Annotated in this window: 31 protein-coding genes; 1 reads left to right on the top strand and 30 read right to left on the bottom strand. The window is 63.7% G+C overall.

Annotation, left to right across the window (positions count from 1 at the left end):
• Nucleotides 1–717 precede the first annotated feature (717 nt).
• Complete coding sequence (locus AC5P9F_RS20485; RefSeq protein ID WP_012479239.1) at nucleotides 718–2,109, bottom strand: class II 3-deoxy-7-phosphoheptulonate synthase; 1,392 nt, start codon at nucleotides 2,107–2,109, stop codon at nucleotides 718–720.
• Between the two features lie 221 nt (nucleotides 2,110–2,330).
• Between AC5P9F_RS20485 and AC5P9F_RS20480 the strand changes: the two genes are divergently transcribed.
• Complete coding sequence (locus tag AC5P9F_RS20480) at nucleotides 2,331–4,457, top strand: TonB-dependent receptor (protein ID WP_111722874.1); 2,127 nt, start codon at nucleotides 2,331–2,333, stop codon at nucleotides 4,455–4,457.
• Between the two features lie 88 nt (nucleotides 4,458–4,545).
• Here AC5P9F_RS20480 and AC5P9F_RS20475 read toward each other — a convergent pair whose 3' ends face one another.
• From AC5P9F_RS20475 to AC5P9F_RS20335, 29 genes are all read right to left on the bottom strand, one after another.
• Nucleotides 4,546–5,052 (bottom strand): disulfide bond formation protein B, encoded by a 507-nt coding sequence (locus tag AC5P9F_RS20475; protein WP_049432774.1) that lies wholly within the window; start codon nucleotides 5,050–5,052, stop codon nucleotides 4,546–4,548.
• A 231-nt stretch (nucleotides 5,053–5,283) separates the two neighbouring features.
• The gene (gene rplQ, locus AC5P9F_RS20470) at nucleotides 5,284–5,667 is read right to left on the bottom strand and encodes a 50S ribosomal protein L17 (protein ID WP_005408217.1); all 384 of its coding nucleotides are present in this window, start codon (nucleotides 5,665–5,667) and stop codon (nucleotides 5,284–5,286) included.
• 191 nt (nucleotides 5,668–5,858) lie between these two features.
• The gene (locus AC5P9F_RS20465; protein ID WP_005408216.1) at nucleotides 5,859–6,857 is read right to left on the bottom strand and encodes a DNA-directed RNA polymerase subunit alpha; all 999 of its coding nucleotides are present in this window, start codon (nucleotides 6,855–6,857) and stop codon (nucleotides 5,859–5,861) included.
• A gap of 55 nt (nucleotides 6,858–6,912) precedes the next feature.
• Nucleotides 6,913–7,542, bottom strand: coding sequence for a 30S ribosomal protein S4 (rpsD, locus tag AC5P9F_RS20460; RefSeq protein WP_004145446.1), 630 nt, complete (start codon nucleotides 7,540–7,542; stop codon nucleotides 6,913–6,915).
• 15 nt (nucleotides 7,543–7,557) lie between these two features.
• The gene (rpsK, locus tag AC5P9F_RS20455; protein WP_004145443.1) at nucleotides 7,558–7,947 is read right to left on the bottom strand and encodes a 30S ribosomal protein S11; all 390 of its coding nucleotides are present in this window, start codon (nucleotides 7,945–7,947) and stop codon (nucleotides 7,558–7,560) included.
• Nucleotides 7,948–7,958: 11 nt separating this feature from the next.
• Nucleotides 7,959–8,315: a 30S ribosomal protein S13 gene (rpsM, locus tag AC5P9F_RS20450; protein ID WP_004154500.1), complete on the bottom strand. Its 357-nt coding sequence runs from the start codon at nucleotides 8,313–8,315 to the stop codon at nucleotides 7,959–7,961.
• A gap of 347 nt (nucleotides 8,316–8,662) precedes the next feature.
• Nucleotides 8,663–10,030 (bottom strand): preprotein translocase subunit SecY, encoded by a 1,368-nt coding sequence (gene secY, locus AC5P9F_RS20445; RefSeq protein ID WP_005408215.1) that lies wholly within the window; start codon nucleotides 10,028–10,030, stop codon nucleotides 8,663–8,665.
• A 7-nt stretch (nucleotides 10,031–10,037) separates the two neighbouring features.
• Nucleotides 10,038–10,481: a 50S ribosomal protein L15 gene (rplO, locus tag AC5P9F_RS20440; protein WP_004154498.1), complete on the bottom strand. Its 444-nt coding sequence runs from the start codon at nucleotides 10,479–10,481 to the stop codon at nucleotides 10,038–10,040.
• 6 nt (nucleotides 10,482–10,487) lie between these two features.
• A complete protein-coding gene (rpmD, locus tag AC5P9F_RS20435; RefSeq protein WP_005408214.1) occupies nucleotides 10,488–10,679 on the bottom strand; it encodes a 50S ribosomal protein L30 in 192 nt (63 codons plus the stop codon).
• Nucleotides 10,672–11,214, bottom strand: a complete 543-nt coding sequence (rpsE, locus tag AC5P9F_RS20430) for a 30S ribosomal protein S5 (protein ID WP_005408213.1) — start codon at nucleotides 11,212–11,214, stop codon at nucleotides 10,672–10,674. Before rpsE ends, rpmD begins: the two co-directional genes overlap by 8 nt.
• Nucleotides 11,215–11,375: 161 nt before the next feature.
• Complete coding sequence (gene rplR, locus AC5P9F_RS20425) at nucleotides 11,376–11,735, bottom strand: 50S ribosomal protein L18 (RefSeq protein ID WP_024957318.1); 360 nt, start codon at nucleotides 11,733–11,735, stop codon at nucleotides 11,376–11,378.
• Between the two features lie 80 nt (nucleotides 11,736–11,815).
• Entirely contained in the window at nucleotides 11,816–12,340 is a 525-nt protein-coding gene (rplF, locus tag AC5P9F_RS20420; RefSeq protein WP_005408211.1) for a 50S ribosomal protein L6, read from the bottom strand.
• A gap of 18 nt (nucleotides 12,341–12,358) precedes the next feature.
• Nucleotides 12,359–12,757 carry a 30S ribosomal protein S8 gene (gene rpsH / locus AC5P9F_RS20415; RefSeq protein WP_005408210.1) on the bottom strand — a complete coding sequence of 133 codons (399 nt, stop codon included), beginning with the start codon at nucleotides 12,755–12,757 and terminating at the stop codon, nucleotides 12,359–12,361.
• A 258-nt stretch (nucleotides 12,758–13,015) separates the two neighbouring features.
• Nucleotides 13,016–13,321, bottom strand: coding sequence for a 30S ribosomal protein S14 (gene rpsN / locus AC5P9F_RS20410; protein WP_005408209.1), 306 nt, complete (start codon nucleotides 13,319–13,321; stop codon nucleotides 13,016–13,018).
• 18 nt (nucleotides 13,322–13,339) lie between these two features.
• On the bottom strand, nucleotides 13,340–13,882 hold the full coding sequence (rplE, locus tag AC5P9F_RS20405) for a 50S ribosomal protein L5 (protein ID WP_004154491.1): 543 nt from the start codon (nucleotides 13,880–13,882) through the stop codon (nucleotides 13,340–13,342).
• A gap of 11 nt (nucleotides 13,883–13,893) precedes the next feature.
• A complete protein-coding gene (gene rplX / locus AC5P9F_RS20400; RefSeq protein WP_004154490.1) occupies nucleotides 13,894–14,211 on the bottom strand; it encodes a 50S ribosomal protein L24 in 318 nt (105 codons plus the stop codon).
• Nucleotides 14,212–14,227: 16 nt separating this feature from the next.
• Complete coding sequence (rplN, locus tag AC5P9F_RS20395) at nucleotides 14,228–14,596, bottom strand: 50S ribosomal protein L14 (RefSeq protein WP_004145357.1); 369 nt, start codon at nucleotides 14,594–14,596, stop codon at nucleotides 14,228–14,230.
• An 11-nt stretch (nucleotides 14,597–14,607) separates the two neighbouring features.
• Entirely contained in the window at nucleotides 14,608–14,877 is a 270-nt protein-coding gene (gene rpsQ, locus AC5P9F_RS20390) for a 30S ribosomal protein S17 (protein WP_004154489.1), read from the bottom strand.
• Nucleotides 14,878–14,888: 11 nt separating this feature from the next.
• Nucleotides 14,889–15,074, bottom strand: coding sequence for a 50S ribosomal protein L29 (gene rpmC, locus AC5P9F_RS20385; protein ID WP_004154487.1), 186 nt, complete (start codon nucleotides 15,072–15,074; stop codon nucleotides 14,889–14,891).
• Nucleotides 15,074–15,487 carry a 50S ribosomal protein L16 gene (gene rplP / locus AC5P9F_RS20380; protein ID WP_004154486.1) on the bottom strand — a complete coding sequence of 138 codons (414 nt, stop codon included), beginning with the start codon at nucleotides 15,485–15,487 and terminating at the stop codon, nucleotides 15,074–15,076. Before rplP ends, rpmC begins: the two co-directional genes overlap by 1 nt.
• 5 nt (nucleotides 15,488–15,492) lie before the next feature.
• Nucleotides 15,493–16,227, bottom strand: a complete 735-nt coding sequence (gene rpsC / locus AC5P9F_RS20375) for a 30S ribosomal protein S3 (RefSeq protein WP_004145350.1) — start codon at nucleotides 16,225–16,227, stop codon at nucleotides 15,493–15,495.
• 18 nt (nucleotides 16,228–16,245) lie between these two features.
• A complete protein-coding gene (gene rplV, locus AC5P9F_RS20370) occupies nucleotides 16,246–16,581 on the bottom strand; it encodes a 50S ribosomal protein L22 (protein ID WP_004145348.1) in 336 nt (111 codons plus the stop codon).
• Nucleotides 16,582–16,593: 12 nt separating this feature from the next.
• Nucleotides 16,594–16,863, bottom strand: coding sequence for a 30S ribosomal protein S19 (gene rpsS / locus AC5P9F_RS20365; protein ID WP_004154485.1), 270 nt, complete (start codon nucleotides 16,861–16,863; stop codon nucleotides 16,594–16,596).
• A 6-nt stretch (nucleotides 16,864–16,869) separates the two neighbouring features.
• Nucleotides 16,870–17,697 carry a 50S ribosomal protein L2 gene (rplB, locus tag AC5P9F_RS20360; RefSeq protein ID WP_004145339.1) on the bottom strand — a complete coding sequence of 276 codons (828 nt, stop codon included), beginning with the start codon at nucleotides 17,695–17,697 and terminating at the stop codon, nucleotides 16,870–16,872.
• Nucleotides 17,698–17,707: 10 nt separating this feature from the next.
• Nucleotides 17,708–18,007 carry a 50S ribosomal protein L23 gene (gene rplW, locus AC5P9F_RS20355; protein WP_004145338.1) on the bottom strand — a complete coding sequence of 100 codons (300 nt, stop codon included), beginning with the start codon at nucleotides 18,005–18,007 and terminating at the stop codon, nucleotides 17,708–17,710.
• Nucleotides 18,004–18,609, bottom strand: a complete 606-nt coding sequence (gene rplD, locus AC5P9F_RS20350) for a 50S ribosomal protein L4 (protein ID WP_004145337.1) — start codon at nucleotides 18,607–18,609, stop codon at nucleotides 18,004–18,006. The genes rplW and rplD overlap by 4 nt, the downstream gene beginning before the upstream one ends.
• A 12-nt stretch (nucleotides 18,610–18,621) precedes the next feature.
• Nucleotides 18,622–19,272 (bottom strand): 50S ribosomal protein L3, encoded by a 651-nt coding sequence (rplC, locus tag AC5P9F_RS20345; protein WP_004145336.1) that lies wholly within the window; start codon nucleotides 19,270–19,272, stop codon nucleotides 18,622–18,624.
• Nucleotides 19,273–19,283: 11 nt separating this feature from the next.
• Entirely contained in the window at nucleotides 19,284–19,595 is a 312-nt protein-coding gene (gene rpsJ / locus AC5P9F_RS20340; protein WP_005408208.1) for a 30S ribosomal protein S10, read from the bottom strand.
• A gap of 332 nt (nucleotides 19,596–19,927) precedes the next feature.
• The coding region (locus AC5P9F_RS20335; RefSeq protein WP_487247787.1) for an EF-Tu C-terminal domain-related protein at nucleotides 19,928–20,068 on the bottom strand (141 nt) is incomplete at its 5' end.

Here is a 20,068-nt window from a genome sequence, read left to right as displayed (position 1 = left end):
GGGTGGGTCCGGTTGCGGGGGGCGCTGCAAGTCCCCCTCCGGGGCCCGGCCCAGCCGCTGGCGGCTGTGCGTTCGGGCGCTTGCGAAGCAGTGCTTCGCAAGCAAAGCGCCCTCACCCATGTAAGCTCGGTCGCCGCTTGCCCGTGTGCGCTGTCCTGCGCACACGGCAAGACCGGGGTTGGGCGTCCTGCCCAACCCGCCCGAGGCATGCCTCGGGCCCATGCGGCTCACGCCCCCGCAACCGGACCCACCCCGCCTTCGACAGTTTTCTGCGATCTGTCGGAAGCTGCTGCTGATGGTGGGTGCCGACCGTTGGTCGGCACGGGGTCGGAGCCCATTTTGAATACTGCTATCTGACAGAAAAATCGTGTCGACCAACGGTCGACACCTACCAACAGCCGCGCATGCCAATCGCCGCAGTTACCAGTAGATCCACGCCATGCGTGGATGATTCATTCGACATCTGACAGATGTGCCGACCAACGGTCGGCACCCACCAATAGGGGCCTGAACCTGTCGAAGGTGGGGCGGTGTCGGAGTGCGGGGTGTCAGCCGCATGGATGCGGCTGCCAAGCTTACAGGGACGTACTTGCAGCGTCCCCGCACTCCGACACCACCCCGCCAGCCCACGGAATGCATGCTGTTGCCGCTGCTTCGGCTTTTGCCGTTGACGTTGATTGCAGCAGGTGCAGGGCTGCAAGCCCTGCCGAAAACCCCTTACCGCACCTGCTCCTGCTTGCGCACGATCGCCATCGCGATCTCCAGCGACTGCTCGTAGTTCAACCGCGGGTCCACCGTCGAACGATACGCACGCTCCAGGTCACGCTCGGTCAGTTCGCGCGCACCACCGGTGCATTCGGTCACGTCCTCGCCGGTCAGCTCCAGGTGCACGCCACCCAGGCGCGTGCCCGCGGCCGCATGCAGATCAAACGACATCTCCACTTCGCCACGCACGTTGTCGAAGCGACGCGTCTTGAAGCCATTGGCAGTGCTTTCGGTGTTGCCATGCATCGCATCGCACACCCACAGCACGCGGCGGCCATCACGCTTGACGGCATCCAGCAGCGGCGGCAGCTTCTCGGCGATCTGCGCCGCACCCATGCGATGGATGAAGCTCAGTCGACCCGGTTCGTCGTGCGGGTTGAGCACATCGATCAGGCGCAGCAGCTGGTCCGGCGTCACCGACGGGCCGACCTTGATCGCAATCGGATTGCGCACGCCACGCAGGTATTCCACGTGCGCGCCATCGAGCGCAGCCGTGCGCATGCCGATCCACGGGTAATGCGTGCTCAGGTTCAACCAGCCCTGCTGGCGCGGCACCTGGCGGGTCAGCGCCTGCTCGTAGGGCAGCAGCAGTGCTTCATGCGAGGTGTAGAAGTCGATGCGGTTGAGGTTGTGCACGCGGGCCCCGGCCAGGGTCTCCATGAAGTGCACCGCATCGCCGATCGAGGCCACCATCTTCTGGTACTCGGCCGCCAGCGGCGAGTGGCTTACCCACTCCAGGTTCCAGTATTCGGGGTGGTGCAGGTCGGCGAAACCACCGTCGATCAGCGCACGCACGAAGTTCATCGTCATCGCCGAATGCGCGTGGGCCTGCAGCATCCGCTTCGGGTCCGGCAGACGCGCTGCTTCAGTGAAAGCGGGTGCGTTGATCACATCGCCGCGGTAGCTCGGCAGGGTCACGCCGTCGCGGGTTTCGGTATCGGCCGAACGCGGCTTGGCGTACTGGCCGGCGAAGCGGCCGACGCGGATCACCGGCTGGCGCAGGCCGTGCACCAGCACCAGGCTCATCTGCAACAGTACCTTCAGCCGGTTGGAGATGGTGCCCGATTCGCAGTCGCTGAAGTTCTCGGCGCAGTCGCCGCCCTGCAGCAGGAAGCGCTTGCCTTCCTGGGCCTCGGCCAGCTGCTGCTTCAGCGCCAGGATCTCCCAGGAGGTGACCAGCGGTGGCAGCCGCTTAAGCTCGTGCAGGGCCGCCTCCAGGGCTACCGGGTCGGGATAGGTCGGCATCTGCAGCGCGGTCTTGCCCCGCCAGCTCTCCGGCGACCAGGCAGCGCCGGCGGCGGTCGCGGCGGGATCGGGCACGGGCGGAACGGCGGACAGGCTCATTGCAGACTTCCGGGATGGGGGGCGGTCATGGTCGCAGAGCCGGCCGCTGACGCAAAGGGCCGGTCCGGCCTACCGGCTCGCCTGAACGGCAGAGAAAGGCCGACGCCAGCGGCCAGATCCTGCATGGTCAGCCGCCCGGGACAGGCGCATGATTTGTTACGGAGTAACACTTCAATGTCATGGACCGGCCCCTTCCACATCCAGCCGCCACCTCTCCCACCATGAAGCCCTCGCCCCTCGCTACCGGCATCACCTTCGCCCTGGCCCTGGCCAGCCTGCCCGCCTTCGCCTCGGCAGCCGACGCCCCCGCTTCGTCCGTCAAGGATCTGGATGCGGTCACCGTCCACGCCCAGCTCGACCAGGCCCGCAACACGCTGTCGCCGGACATCGGCAGCAGCCAGTACCAGATCACCGCCGAGGACATCCAGAAGCAGCCGCTGGGTGCCTCCGCGCCGCTCAGCCAAGTGCTGCTGCAGGCCCCTGGCGTGGTCCAGGACTCCTATGGCGGCGTGCACGTACGCGGCGACCACGCCAACCTGCAGTACCGCATCAACGGCGTGCTGCTGCCCGAATCGATCTCCGGCTTCGGCCAGACCCTGGACGCGCGCACCATCAAGAGCATCCGCCTGATGGACGGCGCACTGCCGGCGCAGTTCGGCGAGCGCACCGCAGCGGTGGTCGACATCACCACCCGCAACGGTGCCGAGCTGGGCAATGGCGGCAGCGCGGGGCTGACCACCGGCTCGTTCGGCAAGATCAATCCGAACGCCTCCTGGTGGGGCAACCAGGGGCGCTGGAGCTGGTTCCTGACCGGCAACTACGACCAGCATGAGGTCGGCCTGGAGAACCCCACCAACTCGCGCAAGCCGCTGCACGACGATACTCACCAGGGCAAGGCCTTCGCCGACCTCACCTACCTGGTCAACGACAACACCCGCCTGAGTGTGTTCGCCGGTTTCGCCAACAACCGCTTCCAGATCCCGGTCAACCCGGGCCAGACGCCACAGTTCGGATATCTGGACACCACCACCTTCGACTCCAGCCAGCTGGATGAGACCCAGCGCGAGACCACCCGCTTCGGGATGCTGGTGCTGCAGGGCACGTTGGGCAGCACCGCGTACCAGCTATCGGCCGGACAGCGCTACAGCGACGTGGCGTTCAACCCGGACGTGGTGGGCGACCTGGTGTTCAGCGGCGTCGCCTCGCAGGTCCAGCGCAGCAACCGCGCCAACACCCTGCAGGCCGACTTCTCAACGCCGTTGGGCAACGACCACACGCTGCGCTATGGCCTGTACGGCAATTACGAGAACGCGCGGGCCAGCAGCAACAGCTGGGTGTTCCCGGTTGATGACGGCGGCCAGCAGTCCGGCACGACACCGCTGTTGATCCCCGACCGCAGCGCGTTCCACGCCAGTACGCTGGCACTGTACGTACAGGACGAGTGGAAGATCGGCGACGACTGGACCGTGAACTACGGCCTGCGTGGCGACCGCTACAAGGCCTTCGGCCGCACCGAAGGCCAGCTCAGCCCGCGCGTGGGCGTGGTCTGGAATGCCAGCGACAGCACCACCGTGCACGCCGGCTATTCGCGCTACTTCACGCCACCGGCCAGCGAGTTGATTGCCAGCAGCGACATCGCGCTGTACGACGGCACCACCAACCAGCAGCCCAGCGGCGGCAACAACACGCCGCTGGCCGAGCGCAGCGACTACTACGACATCGGCGTCTCGCAGCAACTGGGCGAGCACCTGACCCTGGGCCTGGACGCGTATGACCGACGCGTCGCACGCCTGCAGGACGAAGGCCAGTTCGGCGCTGCCTACATCTATTCGACCTTCAACTACCGCCGTGGCCACATCCGCGGCCTGGAGTTCAGCGCCGACTACAGCAACGGTCCGTTCAGCGCCTACTTCAACGCCGCGCTGAACAAGGCCATCGGTACCGACGTCATCACCGGCCAGTACAACCTCGATCCGGATGCCCTGGCCTATGTGGCCAACCACTGGATCCACCTCGACCACGACCAGAAGCTGACATCATCGGGTGGTCTCAGCTACGCCTTCGCCGGACACAACCGGATCGGTGCCAACTACGTGTTCGGCAGCGGCCTGCGTTCCGACATCGAGGGCGTGCCCAACGGCGGCGAGCTGCCGTCGTACCTGCAGGTGAACCTCAGCGCCGGGCATGACTTCAACGCCGACAGCGGGCATCCGCTGCATGTCCAGCTGGCGGTGATCAACGCGCTGGACCGCAGCTACCAGCTGCGCGACGGTGGCGGCGTGGGTGTGTTCGCCCCGCAGTGGGGACCACGCCGCGGTGCCTACCTGAGCCTGCAGCAGGACTTCTGAGGTAGTGCCGGCCGCTGGCCGGCAATCCCACGGTATGCCGGCCAGCGGCCGGCACTACCCAGTAGAGCCACGCCATGCGTGGCCACGTTCAGCGCCTGACCTTGCGCAGCGACACCACCAGCGCCCACAGCGCCAGCAGCACGAACCACACGCCCGACCACATCGGCATGGTCAGGCCCAGGAACGTCCAGTCGATGTTGCCGCAGTTGCCGGTACCGGTCAGCACCGTGCGGAACACCTCCAGTGGCCCCATGGTCTCGCTCAGGAACGCCAGCGGCGGGCCACAGGTGGAACCCATTTCCGGCGGCAGCATCTGCACGTAGACGTGGCGCGCGGCGATGCCGACACCTACTGCCGCGGCAATGAAGGCCAGCACGCCATAGGTCGCGCGTCCCGGGCGGTTGGACGGACCATGCAGTGCACCGATCAGGAACAGCAGGCCCAGCGCAGCGAACGCCAGGCGCTGGAAGATGCACAACGGACACGGCTCCAGGCCCATCTTCAGCTGCAGGAAGATGGCGTAGCCAAGCAGGCCCGCGCAGATCAGGAAGCCCAGGAAGAACTGGGCGCGGAAGGGCCAGCGCAGTGGATTCATCGTCAACGCTCGAATGGATCAGGCGCCAAGCGTAACCGAGAGTGCGCACCGTCTGAACCGCCACACGGCACGCCTGTCGGAAGGGTGTGGGTCGCATTGTGCCGCAGGTAGCGCCGGGCCATGCCCGGCGAGCGTAGCGGATACGGAAACGCCGGGCATGGCCCGGCGCTACCAGAACGCAAAAGCCCGGCGGAGGCCGGGCTTTCGCTGTGTCGCGTTGGAGCGGTCCGATTACTCGGCCACTTCCTCGGCCACGACCGGACGGTCGACCAGCTCGACGTAGGCCATCGGCGCGTTGTCGCCGGCGCGGAAGCCGCACTTCAGCAGGCGCAGGTAGCCGCCCGGACGGTTCGCGTAGCGCGGGCCCAGGATGGTGAACAGGTTGCCCACGGCTTCGTTGTCGCGCAGGCGGGCGAAGGCCAGACGGCGGTTGGCGACGGAGTCGACCTTGGCCAGGGTGATCAGCGGCTCGGCAACGCGGCGCAGTTCCTTGGCCTTCGGCAGGGTGGTCTTGATCAGCTCGTGCTTGAACAGCGAGGCGGCCATGTTCTTGAACATCGCTTCGCGGTGGGCGCTGGTGCGGCTGAACTTACGGCCAGACTTCTGGTGACGCATGGTGATATTCCTTGGTTAATGATGTGGCTGTGTGGATCGTTGTCGCCATCCTGGCGTTGCTGCGCGGACTGCGGATGGTCCTGGCCGCCCGTCCTGGACGACCTGCCGCGCGAACCTGCGGTTCGTCATGGCATGGTGTGTTGCGTTGAAGGCCCCACCGCGAACGGTGGAGCCTTCAGGCATTACCGATATCAGCCCAGCATGCCGTGGCTGGCGACACCGGCCGGCGGCCAGTTCTCCAGCTTCATGCCGAGCGACAGGCCGCGCTGAGCCAGCACTTCCTTGATCTCGGTGAGCGACTTCTTGCCCAGGTTCGGGGTCTTCAGCAGCTCCACTTCGGTCTTCTGGATCAGATCGCCGATGTAGTAGATGCTTTCAGCCTTCAGGCAGTTGGCCGAACGCACGGTCAGCTCCAGATCGTCGATCGGGCGCAGCAGCACCGGATCCACGCCGTTGTTGGCCGGCTTGGCCGCACCGCGGTCGCGATGGGTGAAGTCACCGAACACCGACAGCTGGTCGCTGAGGATGTCGGCGGCGGTGCGCACGGCTTCCTCGGCGTCGATGGTGCCGTTGGTCTCGATATCGATGACCAGCTTGTCCAGGTCGGTACGCTGTTCGACGCGGGCCGCTTCCACGGCATAGGCGACGCGGCGGACCGGCGAGAACGAGGCATCCAGGACCAGGCGGCCGATGGCACGGGTTTCTTCGTCCGGACGACGACGCGCGGCAGCCGGCTGGTAGCCGAAACCACGTTCGATCTTCAGACGCATGTTGATTGCCGTGTCCTTGGTCAGGTGGCAGATCACATGGTCGCCGTTCAGGATCTCCACATTGTGGTCGACCTTGATGTCGGCAGCGGTGACAACGCCCGGGCCCTGCTTGGACAGGGACAGGGTGGCGCTGTCGCCGGAGTGCATACGGATGGCCACGTCCTTGAGGTTCAGCAGGACTTCGAGCACGTCCTCCTGCAGACCTTCGACCGTGGTGTACTCATGCAACACGCCGTCGATTTCGACTTCCGTGATGGCGAAGCCCGGGATGGACGACAGCAGCACGCGACGCAGGGCATTACCCAGCGTATGCCCGTAACCCCGCTCCAAAGGTTCGATAACGACCTTTGCACGGGTGTCGGTAAGGCGTTCGATCTGCGGACCGCGAGGACGCAGAACCTGGTTGGCGGTAACCGTCATGTTGCGGGTTCTCCTAGTGAACCCCCGGCCGTCGCCGGGGGCTCTCCAATGTGAATTACTTCGAATACAGCTCGACGATCAGCGCTTCGTTGATGTCCGCAGGCAGATCCGAACGATCCGGAACAGCCTTGAAGATGCCGGTGAACTTGCCGGAATCCACTTCAACCCACGACGGGCTCAGGTCATGCTGGGCGGCGACGGTCAGGGCTTCCTGGACGCGCAGCTGCTTGGCAGCCTTTTCAGACAGAGCGATGGCGTCGCCAGCCTTGACCTGGTACGAAGCCAGGTTGACCGACTTGCCATTCACGGTGACGCCGCGGTGCGACACCAGCTGACGGGCAGCCGGACGGGTCACGGCGAAGCCCATGCGGTAGACGACGTTGTCCAGGCGGGTTTCCAGCAGCTGCAGCAGGTTCTCGCCGGTGTTGCCCTTCTTGGTCGAGGCCTTCTTGTAGTAGTTGCGGAACTGACGCTCCAGCAGGCCGTAGATACGCTTGACCTTCTGCTTTTCACGCAGCTGGGTGGCGTAGTCGGACAGCTTGCCCTTGCGGGCAGTGGCGCCGTGCTGGCCGGGCTTCTGCTCCAGCTTGCACTTCGAGTCCAGCGCACGCGCCGGGCTCTTCAGGGACAGGTCGGCGCCTTCGCGGCGGGCGAGCTTACAGGTAGGACCGATATAACGAGCCATTTCTTATCGCTCCCTTTAGACGCGACGCTTCTTCGGCGGACGGCACCCGTTGTGCGGGATAGGCGTCACGTCGATGATGTTGGTGATCTTGTAGCCGACGTTGTTCAACGAACGCACGGCCGACTCACGGCCCGGACCCGGGCCCTTGATGCGGACTTCCAGCGACTTCACGCCGTAGTCCAGCGCAGCACGACCGGCCTTTTCAGCAGCCACCTGGGCAGCGAACGGGGTCGACTTGCGCGAACCGCGGAAGCCAGCGCCACCGGAGGTCGCCCACGACAGAGCGTTGCCCTGGCGGTCGGTGATGGTGACGATGGTGTTGTTGAACGAAGCGTGGACGTGGGCAACGCCGTCGGTGACGACGCGCTTGATCTTCTTCTTGGTCTTAGCAGCGGGCTTAGCCATTTCTCAGTCCCTTACTTCTTGATCGCCTTGCGCGGACCCTTGCGGGTGCGGGCGTTGGTACGGGTGCGCTGGCCACGCAGCGGGAGGCCACGACGGTGACGCAGGCCGCGGTAGCAGCCCAGGTCCATCAGGCGCTTGATCGCGATGCCGATCTCACGGCGCAGATCGCCTTCCACGATGTACTTGCCGACTTCGGCGCGCAGGCGCTCGATTTCCGGCTCCGACAGATCGCGGATCTTGGTGGTCGAAGCAACGCCTGCGACTTCGCAGACCTTCTTCGAACGGGTACGGCCGATGCCGTAAATGCTTTGCAACCCGACCCAGACATGCTTCTGGGCTGGCAGGTTGACGCCTGCAATACGCGCCATGACGCGGTTCTCCAGCTGAGTGATGGCCGACAGCGCGCCTCGGGCACGCCAATCCGGCAGGATGGATCAAAAAAGTGAACTAGCGATACTAACAAGGTTCCGGTTTACATGGAAGCCCGTGAAACCATTGGTTTCATGAACCCGGCCTGGGGAGTGTGCCCAGGCTCCGGCGCCGGATGGGGTTGGACCTGGGGTTCCCCCCGGGGCCGCCCGCGCTACTCCAGCGCGGGACCACCTCATCACACCCCCACCCGGAACCGCTGCGGGGGCCGCCCTTCGTTTGTGTGGCCGGAGTCCGCGAAGCGGAGGGACCATCACGTCAGGAAGACGAAAGTATAACAGGCCAATCAGCCGCGGGCAAAACCGCCGCGGTTGCCGCCCTTCAGGTTGGCCTTCTTCAGCAGGCTCTCGTACTGGTGGGACATCAGGTGCGCCTGCACCTGGGCGATGAAGTCCATCACCACCACCACCACGATCAGCAGCGAAGTACCACCGAAGTAGAACGAGGCGTTCAGCTGCGTGCGCATCAGTTCCGGCAGCAGGCAGACGATCACCAGGTAGGCCGAGCCGGCTGCGGTCAGGCGGGTCAGCACGCCGTCGATGTAATCGGCGGTGGCCTTGCCCGGACGGATGCCCGGAATCAGCGCGCCCGACTTCTTCAGGTTGTCGGCGGTTTCCTGCGAGTTGAACACCAGCGCGGTATAGAAGAACGCGAAACCGGTGATCAGCGCAGCGAACACGATCATGTGCAGCGGCTCGCCCGGGCCGAGGGCATTGGCGACCTTCTGCAGGACCTGGCCGAAGCTGCTCTGGTTGGCAGCCTGGCCGGACCACATGGCCAGGGTGGCCGGGAACGCCAGCAGGCTCGAGGCGAAGATCGCCGGGATGACGCCGGCCATGTTGAGCTTCAGCGGCAGGAACGAGGTCTGGTTCATGTACGCGTTGCGACCGCCCTGGCGGCGCGCGTAGTTGACCGTGATCCGGCGCTGGCCACGCTCGACGAACACCACGAAGAAGGTGAAGGCGAGCACGACGATGGCGATCAGCAGCAGCTGGATGAACTGGATGTTGCCGTCGCGGTAGGCGTCGAAGGTGTGGATGATCGCACCCGGCAGGCCTGCGACGATACCGGCGAAGATGATCAGCGACACGCCATTGCCGATGCCGCGTTCGGTGACCTGCTCACCGACCCACATCAGGAACATGGTGCCGGCGGTCAGCGCGACCACGGCGGTGAGCACGAAGCCCATGCCCGGCGCGTACACGACCGGAGCGCCCGACGGCGAGACCTGGCCCTGCAGGGCCAGCGCGATCGAGCCGCCCTGCACCACTGCCAGCAGCACGGCGCCGATGCGCGAATACTGGGTGATCTTGCGGCGGCCGGACTCACCTTCCTTCTGCATCGCCTTCAGGGCGGGGAAGATGTGCACGGCCAGCTGCATCACGATCGATGCCGAGATGTACGGCATCACGTTCAGCGCGAAGATGCTGAAACGGTGCAGGGCGCCGCCCGAGAACATGTTGAACATGTCCACGATGCCGCCGCCCTGCTGTTGCATCATGGCAAGCATGGCATCGGGATTGACGCCCGGCACCGGCACGTAGCAGCCGATGCGATAGACGATCAAAGCCCCGACGACGAACAGCAAACGTTGGCGAAGTTCAGTGAACTTGCCCATTCCGCCCGCGAGGTTACCGATGCCAGCTTGCGCCATGATTTTCTTACTCCGTTACGCTGCCGCCGGCAGCTTCGATCGCGGCCTTGGCACCCGCCGTGGCAGCAATACCCTTCAGGGTGAACGCCTTGGTCACTTCGCCCTTGACGACGACCTTGGCCTTCTTGGCAGTGCTCGGGACCAGCTTGGCAGCACGCAGGGCGGCGAAGTCGATCTCACCGGCCGGCAGCTTGTCCAGCGCGTACAGCAGCACTTCAGCGGTGTCCTTGGCGATCGGCGAACGGAAGCCGATCTTCGGCAGACGACGCTGCATGGGGGTCTGGCCGCCTTCGAAGCCAGCCTTGATCTTGCCGCCACCCTTGCGGGCGAACGAACCCTTGTGGCCGCGGCCGGCAGTCTTGCCCAGGCCCGAGCCGATACCGCGACCGACGCGGGTACGCTCGGTGCGGGCGCCCGGTGCCGGGCTCAGTTCATTGAGACGCAGAGTCATGGTCGATTACTCCTCAACCTGGACGAGGTACTGAACCTTGTTGATCAGGCCGCGCACCTGCGGGCTGTCCTTCAGTTCACGCACATCGTTGAGCTTGTTCAGGCCCAGGGCACGCACCGACAGGCGGTGACGCGACTGGGTGCCACGCAGGCCACGCACCAGGCGGACCTTGACAGTCTTGTTGGACTCATTAGCCATGGTTGAGTTCCTCCACCTTCTTGCCGCGCTTGGCCGCGATGCGGGCCGGCGACTGCGCAGCAGACAGGCCCTTCACGGTGGCACGCACCAGGTTGATCGGGTTGCGCGAACCGGTGGCCTTGGCCAGCACGTTCTTCACGCCAACCGCTTCCAGCACGGCGCGCATGGCACCGCCGGCGATGACGCCGGTACCTTCCGAAGCCGGCTGCATGAACACGCGGGCTGCGCCGTGACCATCCTTGATGGTGTGCCACAGGGTGCCGTTGTTCAGGTCAACGCTGACCAGGTTCTTGCGGGCCTGTTCCATCGACTTCTGGATGGCGACCGGCACTTCGCGGGCCTTGCCATAACCGAAACCGACCTTGCCTTCGCCGTCGCCGACAACGGTCAGGGCGGTGAAGGTGAACTGGCGGCCACCCTTGACGGTCTTGCTGACGCGGTTGACCGCGACCAGCTTTTCGATCATGCCGTCGTCGATCTTCTCTTCGCGGTTACGGTCGCGATCGCGACCCCGCTGCTGACGCTCTTCTGCCATGTTGATTCCTTGGTTGTTTGGGTATGTACGGCTCGAAGCCGCTTATGGTTGTGGCGTGACGCGGCGTTCCGGTGGGCCGCTGCAGAAGAGCGGCGCCGTCCAGCCTCACTCAGGCTGGCGAGCAGGCAGGCAGGAGGCCAATGGCCTCCTGCCCTTGTCCCTTAGAACTGCAGGCCGGCTTCGCGGGCCGCTTCTGCCAGGGCCTTGATGCGGCCGTGGTAGCGGTAGCCCGAACGATCGAAGGCAACCTTCTCGACGCCGGCGGCCTTGGCGCGCTCGGCGACGATGCGGCCAACCTTGGCGGCGGCATCGGCGTTCTTGCCGTTCTTCAGGCCTTCCATGACGTCGGTCTGGGTGGTGTTGGCGGCAGCCAGCACCTTGGAACCGTCGGCGGTGAAGACCTGGGCGTACAGGTGCTGGCCGGTGCGCAGTACCGACAGGCGGGCGACGCCGAGCTCACGGATGTGGGCGCGGGTCGACTTGGCACGACGCAGGCGGGCGATGTTCTTGTTCATTTTGATTATTCCTTGAAAGCTGAAGGAAGAGCTTTTCCCTGAGAAGTCCGCACAGGGATGTGCGGGCTCTTGCGAGGGACTCGCGCTTATGCCTTCTTGGCTTCCTTACGGATGATGACTTCGTCGGAGTACTTCACGCCCTTGCCCTTGTACGGCTCCGGCTTGCGGAACGCACGGATCTTGGCGGCAACTTCACCGACGACCTGCTTGTCAGCGCCCTGGACCAGGATCTCGGTCTGGGTCGGGGTCGACAGGGTGATGCCTTCCGGCGCCACGAACACGACCGGATGCGAGAAGCCCAGCGACAGGCTCAGGTCCTTGCCCTGCATGGCAGCGCGGTAACCCACGCCGACCAGCTCCAGCTTGCGCTCGAAGCCTTCGGACACGCCCTTGACCATGTTGGACAGGATCGCACGCACGGTACCGGTCAGTGCGACCAGGTCAGCGTTCTCGGTGCTCAGGGTGGCAACGCCGTTGTCGACGTTGATGGCAATACCGGCCGGCTTGGCCAGCGACAGGGTGCCCTTCGGGCCCTTGGCGGTGACGCTGTCCGACTGGACGTTCAGTTCAACCTTACCCAGGTCGATCGGCTTCTTGGCTACGCGGGACATAGTTCTACTCCTTTCGCCTTAGGCCACGAAGCACAGGACTTCGCCGCCGACGCCCAGCTGGCGCGCCTGCGCATCAGTCATGATGCCCTTGGAGGTGGAAATGATGGAGATACCCAGGCCGTTCATGACCTTCGGCAGCTCGCTCTTGCCGCGGTACTGGCGCAGGCCCGAACGCGAGAAGCGCTTCAGGGTCGCGATGACCGGCTTGCCTTCGAAATACTTCAGCACGATTTCCAGCTCGGACTTGTTGTTTTCCAGCTGGGTCACGCGCAGGTCGGTGATGTAACCCTCGTCCTTCAGGACCTGGGCAATCGCAACCTTGATCTTGGACGACGGGGCTTTCACCGTCTGCTTGCCAACCGCGGCCGCATTCTTGATGCGGACCAGCAGGTCGGCGATGGGATCAGTCATGCTCATATGAGTACCTTTGAGTGCACCGATATCCGCTTTCGCGAAAATCTGTTGTCTCCTGGAAACGGGCCAGGTCCCTTGTTGCAGTGGGCCGGAAGCCCACTCCTACAACCCCGTCTGCACAGGGCAAGACGCGGGAGTATACGCCAAAAGAGCCCGGCTTGCGCCGGGCTCTTCGGTTTTTTTGCGTCGGGAAAGCTGAATGCCTCCCCTGCCCGGTTCAGGAACCCCCGAAGGGGCTCCTGATCGCAGGGCCGGCTGGGATCACCAGCTGGCCTTGCGCAGACCCGGGACGTCGCCACGCATGGTGGCTTCACGCAGCTTGTTACGGCCCAGACCGAACTTGCTGTAGACGCCACGCGGACGACCCGACAGCTCGCAACGGTTGCGCTGGCGGCTCGGCGACGAATCGCGCGGCAGCTTGGCCAGCTTGGTTGCGGCGTCGATCTTCTCTTCGTAGGTCGCGTCCACGGAGGACACGATCTTCTTCAGAGCTGCACGCTTTTCAGCGTACTTCTTTGCCAGCTTTTCCCGCTTGATGTCGCGGTTGACCATGGAGGTCTTTGCCATTTCGGTTTCCTCGACAGATCAGTTACGGAACGGGAACTTGAACGCTGCCAGCAGCGCCTTCGCTTCCGCGTCGGTCTTCGCAGTGGTGGTGATGGCGATATCCATACCGCGGATCGCGTCGACGGCGTCGAAGTCGATTTCCGGGAAGATGATCTGCTCCTTCACACCCATGTTGAAGTTGCCGCGGCCGTCGAAGGAACGACCGGAAACACCACGGAAGTCGCGCACGCGCGGCAGCGAGATGTTGATCAGGCGATCCAGGAACTCGTACATCTTGTGGCGACGCAGCGTGGTCTTGCAGCCGATCGGCCAACCATCGCGGATCTTGAACGACGCAACCGACACACGCGACTTGGTGACAACCGGCTTCTGGCCGGAAATCTTGGTCATGTCGCCGACGGCGTTTTCCAGGATCTTCTTGTTGGTGGCCGCTTCGCCGACACCCATGTTCAGGGTGACCTTGACCAGCTTCGGCACTTCCATCGGATTGGTGTAGCCGAACTGCTTCATCAGCGCCGGCACCACTTCGTCCTTGTAGAACTTTTCGAGACGGGAACTCATCTTCTCATTCCTCAGGCGTCGAGCGCCTCACCGCTGGAGCGGAACACACGCAGTTTGCGTCCATCCTCCAGCACCTTGAAGCCAACGCGTTCGCCCTTGCCCGAAGCCGGGTTCAGAACATTCACGTTGGAGATATGGATCGAAGCTTCGCGCTCGACCACGCCGCCGGCAACACCTGCCTGCGGGTTCGGCTTGGTGTGGCGCTTGACGATGTTCACGTTGGCGACGACCACACGGTCGCCGTCGACGCGGACGACTTCGCCCTGCTTGCCCTTGTCCTTGCCAGCGTTGACGACAACCTGGTCGCCCTTCTTGATACGGTTAGCCATGATTATCTCCTGTCGCTCACAGCACTTCGGGAGCGAGCGAGACGATCTTCATGAACTTCTCCGAACGAAGTTCACGGGTCACCGGCCCGAAGATACGGGTACCGATCGGCTCCTGCTTGCTGTTCAGCAGAACGGCAGCGTTGCCGTCGAAGCGGATCAGCGAGCCGTCGGCGCGACGCACACCCTTGCGGGTACGCACCACGACGGCGTCATACACTTCACCCTTCTTGACCTTGCCGCGCGGAATCGCATCCTTCACGGTGACCTTGATGATGTCGCCGATGCCGGCGTAACGGCGCTTGGAACCACCCAGCACCTTGAAGCACATCACCTGCTTGGCACCCGAATTGTCCGCGACGTCAAGGTAGCTCTGCATCTGGATCATGATTCAGCTCCTTATTCAGCCGCGCGCGTGATGACTTCCACCACGCGCCAGTTCTTGGTCTTGGACATCGGAGCAATCTCGGTCACGCGGACGACATCGCCTTCCTTGCAGGCGTTGTCGGCATCGTGGGCGTGCAGCTTCGTCGAGCGCTTGATGTACTTGCCGTACAGCGCGTGCTTGACCTGACGCTCAACCAGGACGGTAACCGTCTTGTCCATCTTGTTGCTGACGACACGGCCTTCGACCGTGCGCAGCGTCTTCTTTTCAGTATTGTCGCTCATAGCGGCCATCCTTACTTCGTGCTGCCGAGCAGGGTCTTGACGCGAGCAATCTCGCGACGGACCCGGCGAATGTCGTGGGTCTTCGGCAGCTGGCCGGTGACCTGCTGCATACGGACAGAGAACTGTTCCTTACGCAGGTCGATCAGGTGGGCCTTGAGTTCGTCAGCCGACTTTTCACGGAGAGTTTTGATATCCATCAGCGCACCGTACGGGTCACGAAAGTGGTGGTGACCGAGAGCTTGGCGGCGGCCAGGCGGAACGCCTCGCGAGCCACTTCCTCGGAAACACCCTCGATTTCATAGATCATGCGGCCGGGCTGGATCTGGGCCACCCAGTATTCCACGTTACCCTTACCAGAACCCATTCGGACTTCGATGGGCTTCTTGGTGATGGGCTTGTCGGGGAACACGCGGATCCACATCTTGCCGCCGCGCTTGACGTAGCGGCTGATCGAGCGGCGGGCCGCTTCGATCTGACGCGCGGTCAGCTGACCGTGTGCAGTTGCCTTCAGGCCGTATTCGCCGAAGCTGACAGCGTTGGCGCTCCAGCTCAGGCCATCGTTACGGCCCTTGTGTACCTTGCGGTACTTGGTTCGCTTGGGTTGCAACATTGTCGTTACCTCGCTTCACGGGCCGGGCGCTGACGGTCACCACGGTCGCCGCGATCGTGACGATCGTTGCGCGACGGGGTGTCGTCCTGCTTTTCCTGGCCAACCTGGGAGAAATCGAAGACCTCGCCCTTGTAGATCCAGACCTTGATGCCGATGATGCCGTAGGTCGTCTTGGCTTCAGCGAAGCCATAGTCGATGTCGGCACGCAGGGTGTGCAGCGGCACGCGGCCTTCGCGGTACCACTCCGAACGGGCGATTTCTGCACCGTTGAGGCGGCCACCCACGTTGACCTTGATGCCCAGGGCACCCAGGCGCATCGCGTTGCCGACCGAGCGCTTCATTGCGCGGCGGAACATGATGCGACGCTCCAGCTGCTGGGCGATCGACTCGGCAACGAGCTGCGCGTCCAGTTCCGGCTTGCGCACTTCGGTGACGTTGATGTGCGCCGGGACGCCCATCATCTCGCTCACTTCCTTGCGCAGCTTCTCGATGTCCTCACCGCGCTTGCCGATCACCACGCCCGGACGGGCGGTGTGGATCGTCACGCGAGCGGTCTTGGCCGGACGCTCGATCAGGATCTTGCTGATGCCGGCCTGAGCCAGCTTCTTGCGCAGCATTTCGCGCACTTTCAGGTCGGCTGCCAGGTAACCAGCGAACTCGGCCTTGTTGGCGTACCACTTGGAGTTCCAGTCCTTGGAAATGCCGAGGCGGATACCAATCGGATGAACTTTATGACCCATGGTCTTTTCCTTATCCGCTTACTTGGCGGCGCCCACAACCACAGTGATGTGGCTGGTGCGCTTGAGGATGCGGGTACCGCGGCCTTTCGCCCGCGCCATGAAACGCTTCAGGGTCGGACCTTCATCAACCATGATGGTCTGAACCTTCAGCTCGTCGACGTCGGCGCCCTGGTTGTTCTCGGCGTTGGCAATAGCCGACTCCACCACCTTCTTGATCAGGTGGGCAGCCTTCTTGTCCGAGAACTTCAGCAGGTTGACCGCACGCTCGGCCGGCAGACCGCGCACCTGGTCAGCGACCAGACGAGCCTTCTGCGGGGAGATGCGCGCAGTGCGCAGGATGGCTTTCGCTTCCATTGTCATCTCTCCTTACTTGCCCGACTTCTTGTCACCACCGTGACCCTTGAAGGTCCGGGTGATGGCAAATTCGCCGAGCTTGTGGCCGACCATGTTCTCGTTGACGAGAACCGGGATGTGGTTCTTGCCGTTATGCACGGCAATGGTGACGCCTACCATGTCAGGCAGGATCATCGAACGGCGCGACCAGGTCTTGATCGGCTTCTTGCTGCCCGCAGCGGCCTCCACCTTCTTGACGAGGTGGTGATCGACGAACGGGCCCTTCTTGAGTGAACGTGCCATGGTCGATTAGCCCCTACGATCGCGGACGATGAACTGCTGAGTGCGCTTGTTATGGCGCGTCTTGTAACCCTTGGTCGGGACACCCCACGGGGTGACCGGATGCGGGTTACCCTGGCCGGCCTTCGCCTCACCACCACCGTGCGGGTGGTCAACCGGGTTCATGGCAGCACCACGAACGGTCGGGCGGACGCCGCGCCAACGCTTGGCACCGGCCTTGCCCAGCTTCTCCAGGCTGTGCTCGTCGTTGCCGACTTCGCCGATGGTGGCGCAGCACTCGACCGGAACCTTACGCATTTCACCCGAGCGCAGGCGCAGGGTGGCGTAGATGCCTTCGCGAGCCACCAGCTGCACGGCCGCACCGGCGGCGCGAGCGATCTGAGCGCCCTTGCCCGGCTTCAGTTCGATGCAGTGGATGGTGGTGCCGACCGGGATGTTGCGCAGCGGCAGGGTGTTGCCGGCCTTGATCGGGGCATCCGAACCAGCGATCACCTGATCACCGGCCTTCAGGCCCTTCGGGGCGATGATGTAGCGACGCTCACCGTCGACGTAGCACAGCAGAGCGATGTGCGCGGTGCGGTTCGGATCGTATTCGATGCGTTCCACGCGCGCCGGGATGCCCAGCTTGTTGCGCTTGAAGTCGATGATGCGGTAGTGCTGCTTGGCACCACCACCGACGTGACGCACGGTGATGCGGCCATGGTGGTTACGACCACCCGAGCGGCTCTGCGACTCGACCAGCGCAGCGTGCGGAGCACCCTTGTGCAGGTCGGGAGTGACCACGCGCACGGCCGAACGGCGGCCGGGGGAAGTGGGCTTGAATTTCATCAATGGCATGGGATGTACCTCAGGCCTTGGCCGTTACATCGATCGACTGGCCATCGGCCAGGCGAACGTACGCCTTGCGCCAATCGCCGCGGCGGCCAGCACGGTTACGGAAGGACTTGTTCTTGCCCTTGACGTTGACCACGTTGACGGCTTCGACCTTGACGTCGAACAGCTGCTCAACCGCGGCCTTTACATCGGCCTTGGTGGCTTCGTTCGAAACTTCGAAGACATACTGGTTGGAGAGTTCCTGCAGGCGCGCGGTCTTTTCGGAGACACGCGGGGCACGCAGCACGCTGAAGATTTTTTCGTTGCTGTTCATGCCAGCCACTCCTCGACCTTCTTGACCGCGTCAGCGGTGATGACGACCGTGTCGGCACCCACCAGCGAGACCGGATCCAGACCCTGGACGTCACGCACCTGCACGTACGGCAGATTGCGGGCGGACAGGTACAGGTGCTCGGACGCTTCTTCGGTGACGATCAGCGGGCGCTTGCCCACTTCCAGGCCGGCCAGCTTGGCGATCAGACCCTTCGTGTTGGTCACTTCGACATCGAAGGACTCCACGATGGTCAGACGGCCCTGACGGTTCAGCTCGGACAGGATCGCGCACATGGCGGCACGGTACTGCTTACGATTGACCTTCTGCTCGAAGCTGCGCGGCTTGGCCGCGAAGGTGACACCGCCGCCGACGAAGATCGGAGCCGTCAGTGCGCCATGACGCGCGCCGCCGCCCTTCTGCTTCTTCGACTTCTTGGTGGTACCAGCCACTTCGGAGCGAGTCTTCTGTGCCTTGGTGCCGGCGCGACCGGCGTTGCGGTAGGCAACGACGACCTGGTGGACCAGATCTTCGCTGAAATCGCGACCGAACACGGCGTCGGAGACCGAGACCTTGTTGTTGCTACCCGTGATAACGAGTTCCATCGTCATCTCTCCTTATGCCTTGCTCGCCGGACGGACGATCACGTCGCCACCCGCCGCGCCCGGAACGGCGCCGCGAACGGCGATCAGACCGCGCTCGACGTCGACCTTGACCACTTCCAGGTTCTGGGTGCTCTGCTGCACCGCGCCCATGTGGCCCGACATCTTCTTGCCCGGGAAAACGCGACCCGGGGTCTGGCGCTGACCCAGCGAACCCGGCGCGCGATGCGACAGCGAGTTACCGTGGGTTGCATCGCCCATACGGAAGTTGTGGCGCTTGATGGTGCCCTGGAAGCCCTTACCCTTGGTGACACCCTGGACGTCGACGATCTGGCCGACTTCGAAGATGTCCGCCTTGACTTCGCCGCCAACGGCGAAATCGCCGAGCTGCGCGTCTTCAACGCGGAATTCCCACAGGCCACGACCCGCTTCCACCTTCGCCTTGGCGAAGTGGCCGGCTTCCGGCTTGTTGACCAGGGCAGCGCGACGCGCGCCGACGGTCACCTGCACGGCGCTGTAGCCGTCGGTTTCGACGGTCTTGATCTGCGCGATGCGGTTCGGGGTTGCTTCGATCAGGGTCACCGGGATGGAGCGGCCATCTTCAGTGAACACGCGGCTCATGCCAGCCTTGCGGCCCACGAAGCCCAACGAATACTTCTTCGTCATGGTCGTAGTCCTCAGGTCAGCTTGATCTGAACGTCGACGCCGGCAGCCAGTTCGAGCTTCATCAGCGCGTCCACGGTCTTGTCATTCGGGTCAACGATATCGAGCACGCGCTTGTGCGTGCGGGTCTCGTACTGGTCACGCGCGTCCTTGTCGACGTGCGGGGAAACGAGAACGGTGTAACGCTCGATCTTGGTCGGCAGCGGGATCGGGCCACGCACTTGCGCGCCGGTCCGCTTTGCCGTTTCAACGATCTCGCTGGCCGAACGGTCGATCAGACGATGATCGAACGCTTTCAGCCGGATCCGGATCTTTTGGTCCGCCATGGCGGTAGGTTCCTTCGTTAAAAGAGCGACAGACAAAGCCTCTGGGTTGCTTTGCCCCATGAAATTCCTGAATACGGACGGCCCGCACTCCTGCAGGCCGCCAAGGTCAATCCATAGACCTCAAAAACGTAGGCAGACCAGTTTCCCGGCCTGCCCAGACGTAGAAGCATAATGGCACGCAAGGCAGCTGTCAACAGTCGCCTGTTGACGCCGCCTGAATGGCATTGACCCTTCCTGGTCCGGGGAACACAAGGCACATCCTGTGCCTGCTTTCCCATTTGATACGCCCCGATGCCCTACCCAGGCAACATCGGGGCGCAGATACTACCAGATTACTCGATGATCTTCGAGACCACGCCGGCGCCGACGGTACGGCCGCCTTCGCGGATGGCGAAGCGCAGGCCTTCGTCCATTGCCACCGGGTTGATCAGGGTGACGACCATCTTGACGTTGTCACCCGGCATCACCATTTC

Source organism: Stenotrophomonas sp. YJH_SMC_4 (genome assembly GCF_059371575.1).
Note: the sequence above shows the minus strand (reverse complement) of the source record. Positions and strands in the feature narration are given on the sequence as shown.

Bases quoted from the DNA above. Each gene is read 5' to 3' on its own strand.
- AC5P9F_RS20485 (WP_012479239.1), bottom strand. From the start codon at position 2,109: ATGAGCCTGTCCGCCGTTCCGCCCGTGCCCGATCCCGCCGCGACCGCC.
- AC5P9F_RS20480 (WP_111722874.1), top strand. From the start codon at position 2,331: ATGAAGCCCTCGCCCCTCGCTACCGGCATCACCTTCGCCCTGGCCCTG.
- AC5P9F_RS20475 (WP_049432774.1), bottom strand. From the start codon at position 5,052: ATGAATCCACTGCGCTGGCCCTTCCGCGCCCAGTTCTTCCTGGGCTTC.
- rplQ (WP_005408217.1), bottom strand. From the start codon at position 5,667: ATGCGTCACCAGAAGTCTGGCCGTAAGTTCAGCCGCACCAGCGCCCAC.
- AC5P9F_RS20465 (WP_005408216.1), bottom strand. From the start codon at position 6,857: ATGACGGTTACCGCCAACCAGGTTCTGCGTCCTCGCGGTCCGCAGATC.
- rpsD (WP_004145446.1), bottom strand. From the start codon at position 7,542: ATGGCTCGTTATATCGGTCCTACCTGTAAGCTCGCCCGCCGCGAAGGC.
- rpsK (WP_004145443.1), bottom strand. From the start codon at position 7,947: ATGGCTAAGCCCGCTGCTAAGACCAAGAAGAAGATCAAGCGCGTCGTC.
- rpsM (WP_004154500.1), bottom strand. From the start codon at position 8,315: ATGGCGCGTATTGCAGGCGTCAACCTGCCAGCCCAGAAGCATGTCTGG.
- secY (WP_005408215.1), bottom strand. From the start codon at position 10,030: ATGGCGCAAGCTGGCATCGGTAACCTCGCGGGCGGAATGGGCAAGTTC.
- rplO (WP_004154498.1), bottom strand. From the start codon at position 10,481: ATGACTCTGCGTCTCAATGAACTGAGCCCGGCACCGGGCGCCCGCACC.
- rpmD (WP_005408214.1), bottom strand. From the start codon at position 10,679: ATGGCTAATGAGTCCAACAAGACTGTCAAGGTCCGCCTGGTGCGTGGC.
- rpsE (WP_005408213.1), bottom strand. From the start codon at position 11,214: ATGGCAGAAGAGCGTCAGCAGCGGGGTCGCGATCGCGACCGTAACCGC.
- rplF (WP_005408211.1), bottom strand. From the start codon at position 12,340: ATGTCCCGCGTAGCCAAGAAGCCGATCGACCTGGGTAAGGTTGAACTG.
- rpsH (WP_005408210.1), bottom strand. From the start codon at position 12,757: ATGAGCATGACTGATCCCATCGCCGACCTGCTGGTCCGCATCAAGAAT.
- rpsN (WP_005408209.1), bottom strand. From the start codon at position 13,321: ATGGCAAAGACCTCCATGGTCAACCGCGACATCAAGCGGGAAAAGCTG.
- rplE (WP_004154491.1), bottom strand. From the start codon at position 13,882: ATGAGTTCCCGTCTCGAAAAGTTCTACAAGGACGAAGTGGTGCCGGCG.
- rplX (WP_004154490.1), bottom strand. From the start codon at position 14,211: ATGGCTAACCGTATCAAGAAGGGCGACCAGGTTGTCGTCAACGCTGGC.
- rplN (WP_004145357.1), bottom strand. From the start codon at position 14,596: ATGATCCAGATGCAGAGCTACCTTGACGTCGCGGACAATTCGGGTGCC.
- rpsQ (WP_004154489.1), bottom strand. From the start codon at position 14,877: ATGAGCGACAATACTGAAAAGAAGACGCTGCGCACGGTCGAAGGCCGT.
- rpmC (WP_004154487.1), bottom strand. From the start codon at position 15,074: ATGGATATCAAAACTCTCCGTGAAAAGTCGGCTGACGAACTCAAGGCC.
- rplP (WP_004154486.1), bottom strand. From the start codon at position 15,487: ATGTTGCAACCCAAGCGAACCAAGTACCGCAAGGTACACAAGGGCCGT.
- rpsC (WP_004145350.1), bottom strand. From the start codon at position 16,227: ATGGGTCATAAAGTTCATCCGATTGGTATCCGCCTCGGCATTTCCAAG.
- rplV (WP_004145348.1), bottom strand. From the start codon at position 16,581: ATGGAAGCGAAAGCCATCCTGCGCACTGCGCGCATCTCCCCGCAGAAG.
- rpsS (WP_004154485.1), bottom strand. From the start codon at position 16,863: ATGGCACGTTCACTCAAGAAGGGCCCGTTCGTCGATCACCACCTCGTC.
- rplB (WP_004145339.1), bottom strand. From the start codon at position 17,697: ATGCCATTGATGAAATTCAAGCCCACTTCCCCCGGCCGCCGTTCGGCC.
- rplW (WP_004145338.1), bottom strand. From the start codon at position 18,007: ATGAACAGCAACGAAAAAATCTTCAGCGTGCTGCGTGCCCCGCGTGTC.
- rplD (WP_004145337.1), bottom strand. From the start codon at position 18,609: ATGGAACTCGTTATCACGGGTAGCAACAACAAGGTCTCGGTCTCCGAC.
- rplC (WP_004145336.1), bottom strand. From the start codon at position 19,272: ATGACGAAGAAGTATTCGTTGGGCTTCGTGGGCCGCAAGGCTGGCATG.
- rpsJ (WP_005408208.1), bottom strand. From the start codon at position 19,595: ATGGCGGACCAAAAGATCCGGATCCGGCTGAAAGCGTTCGATCATCGT.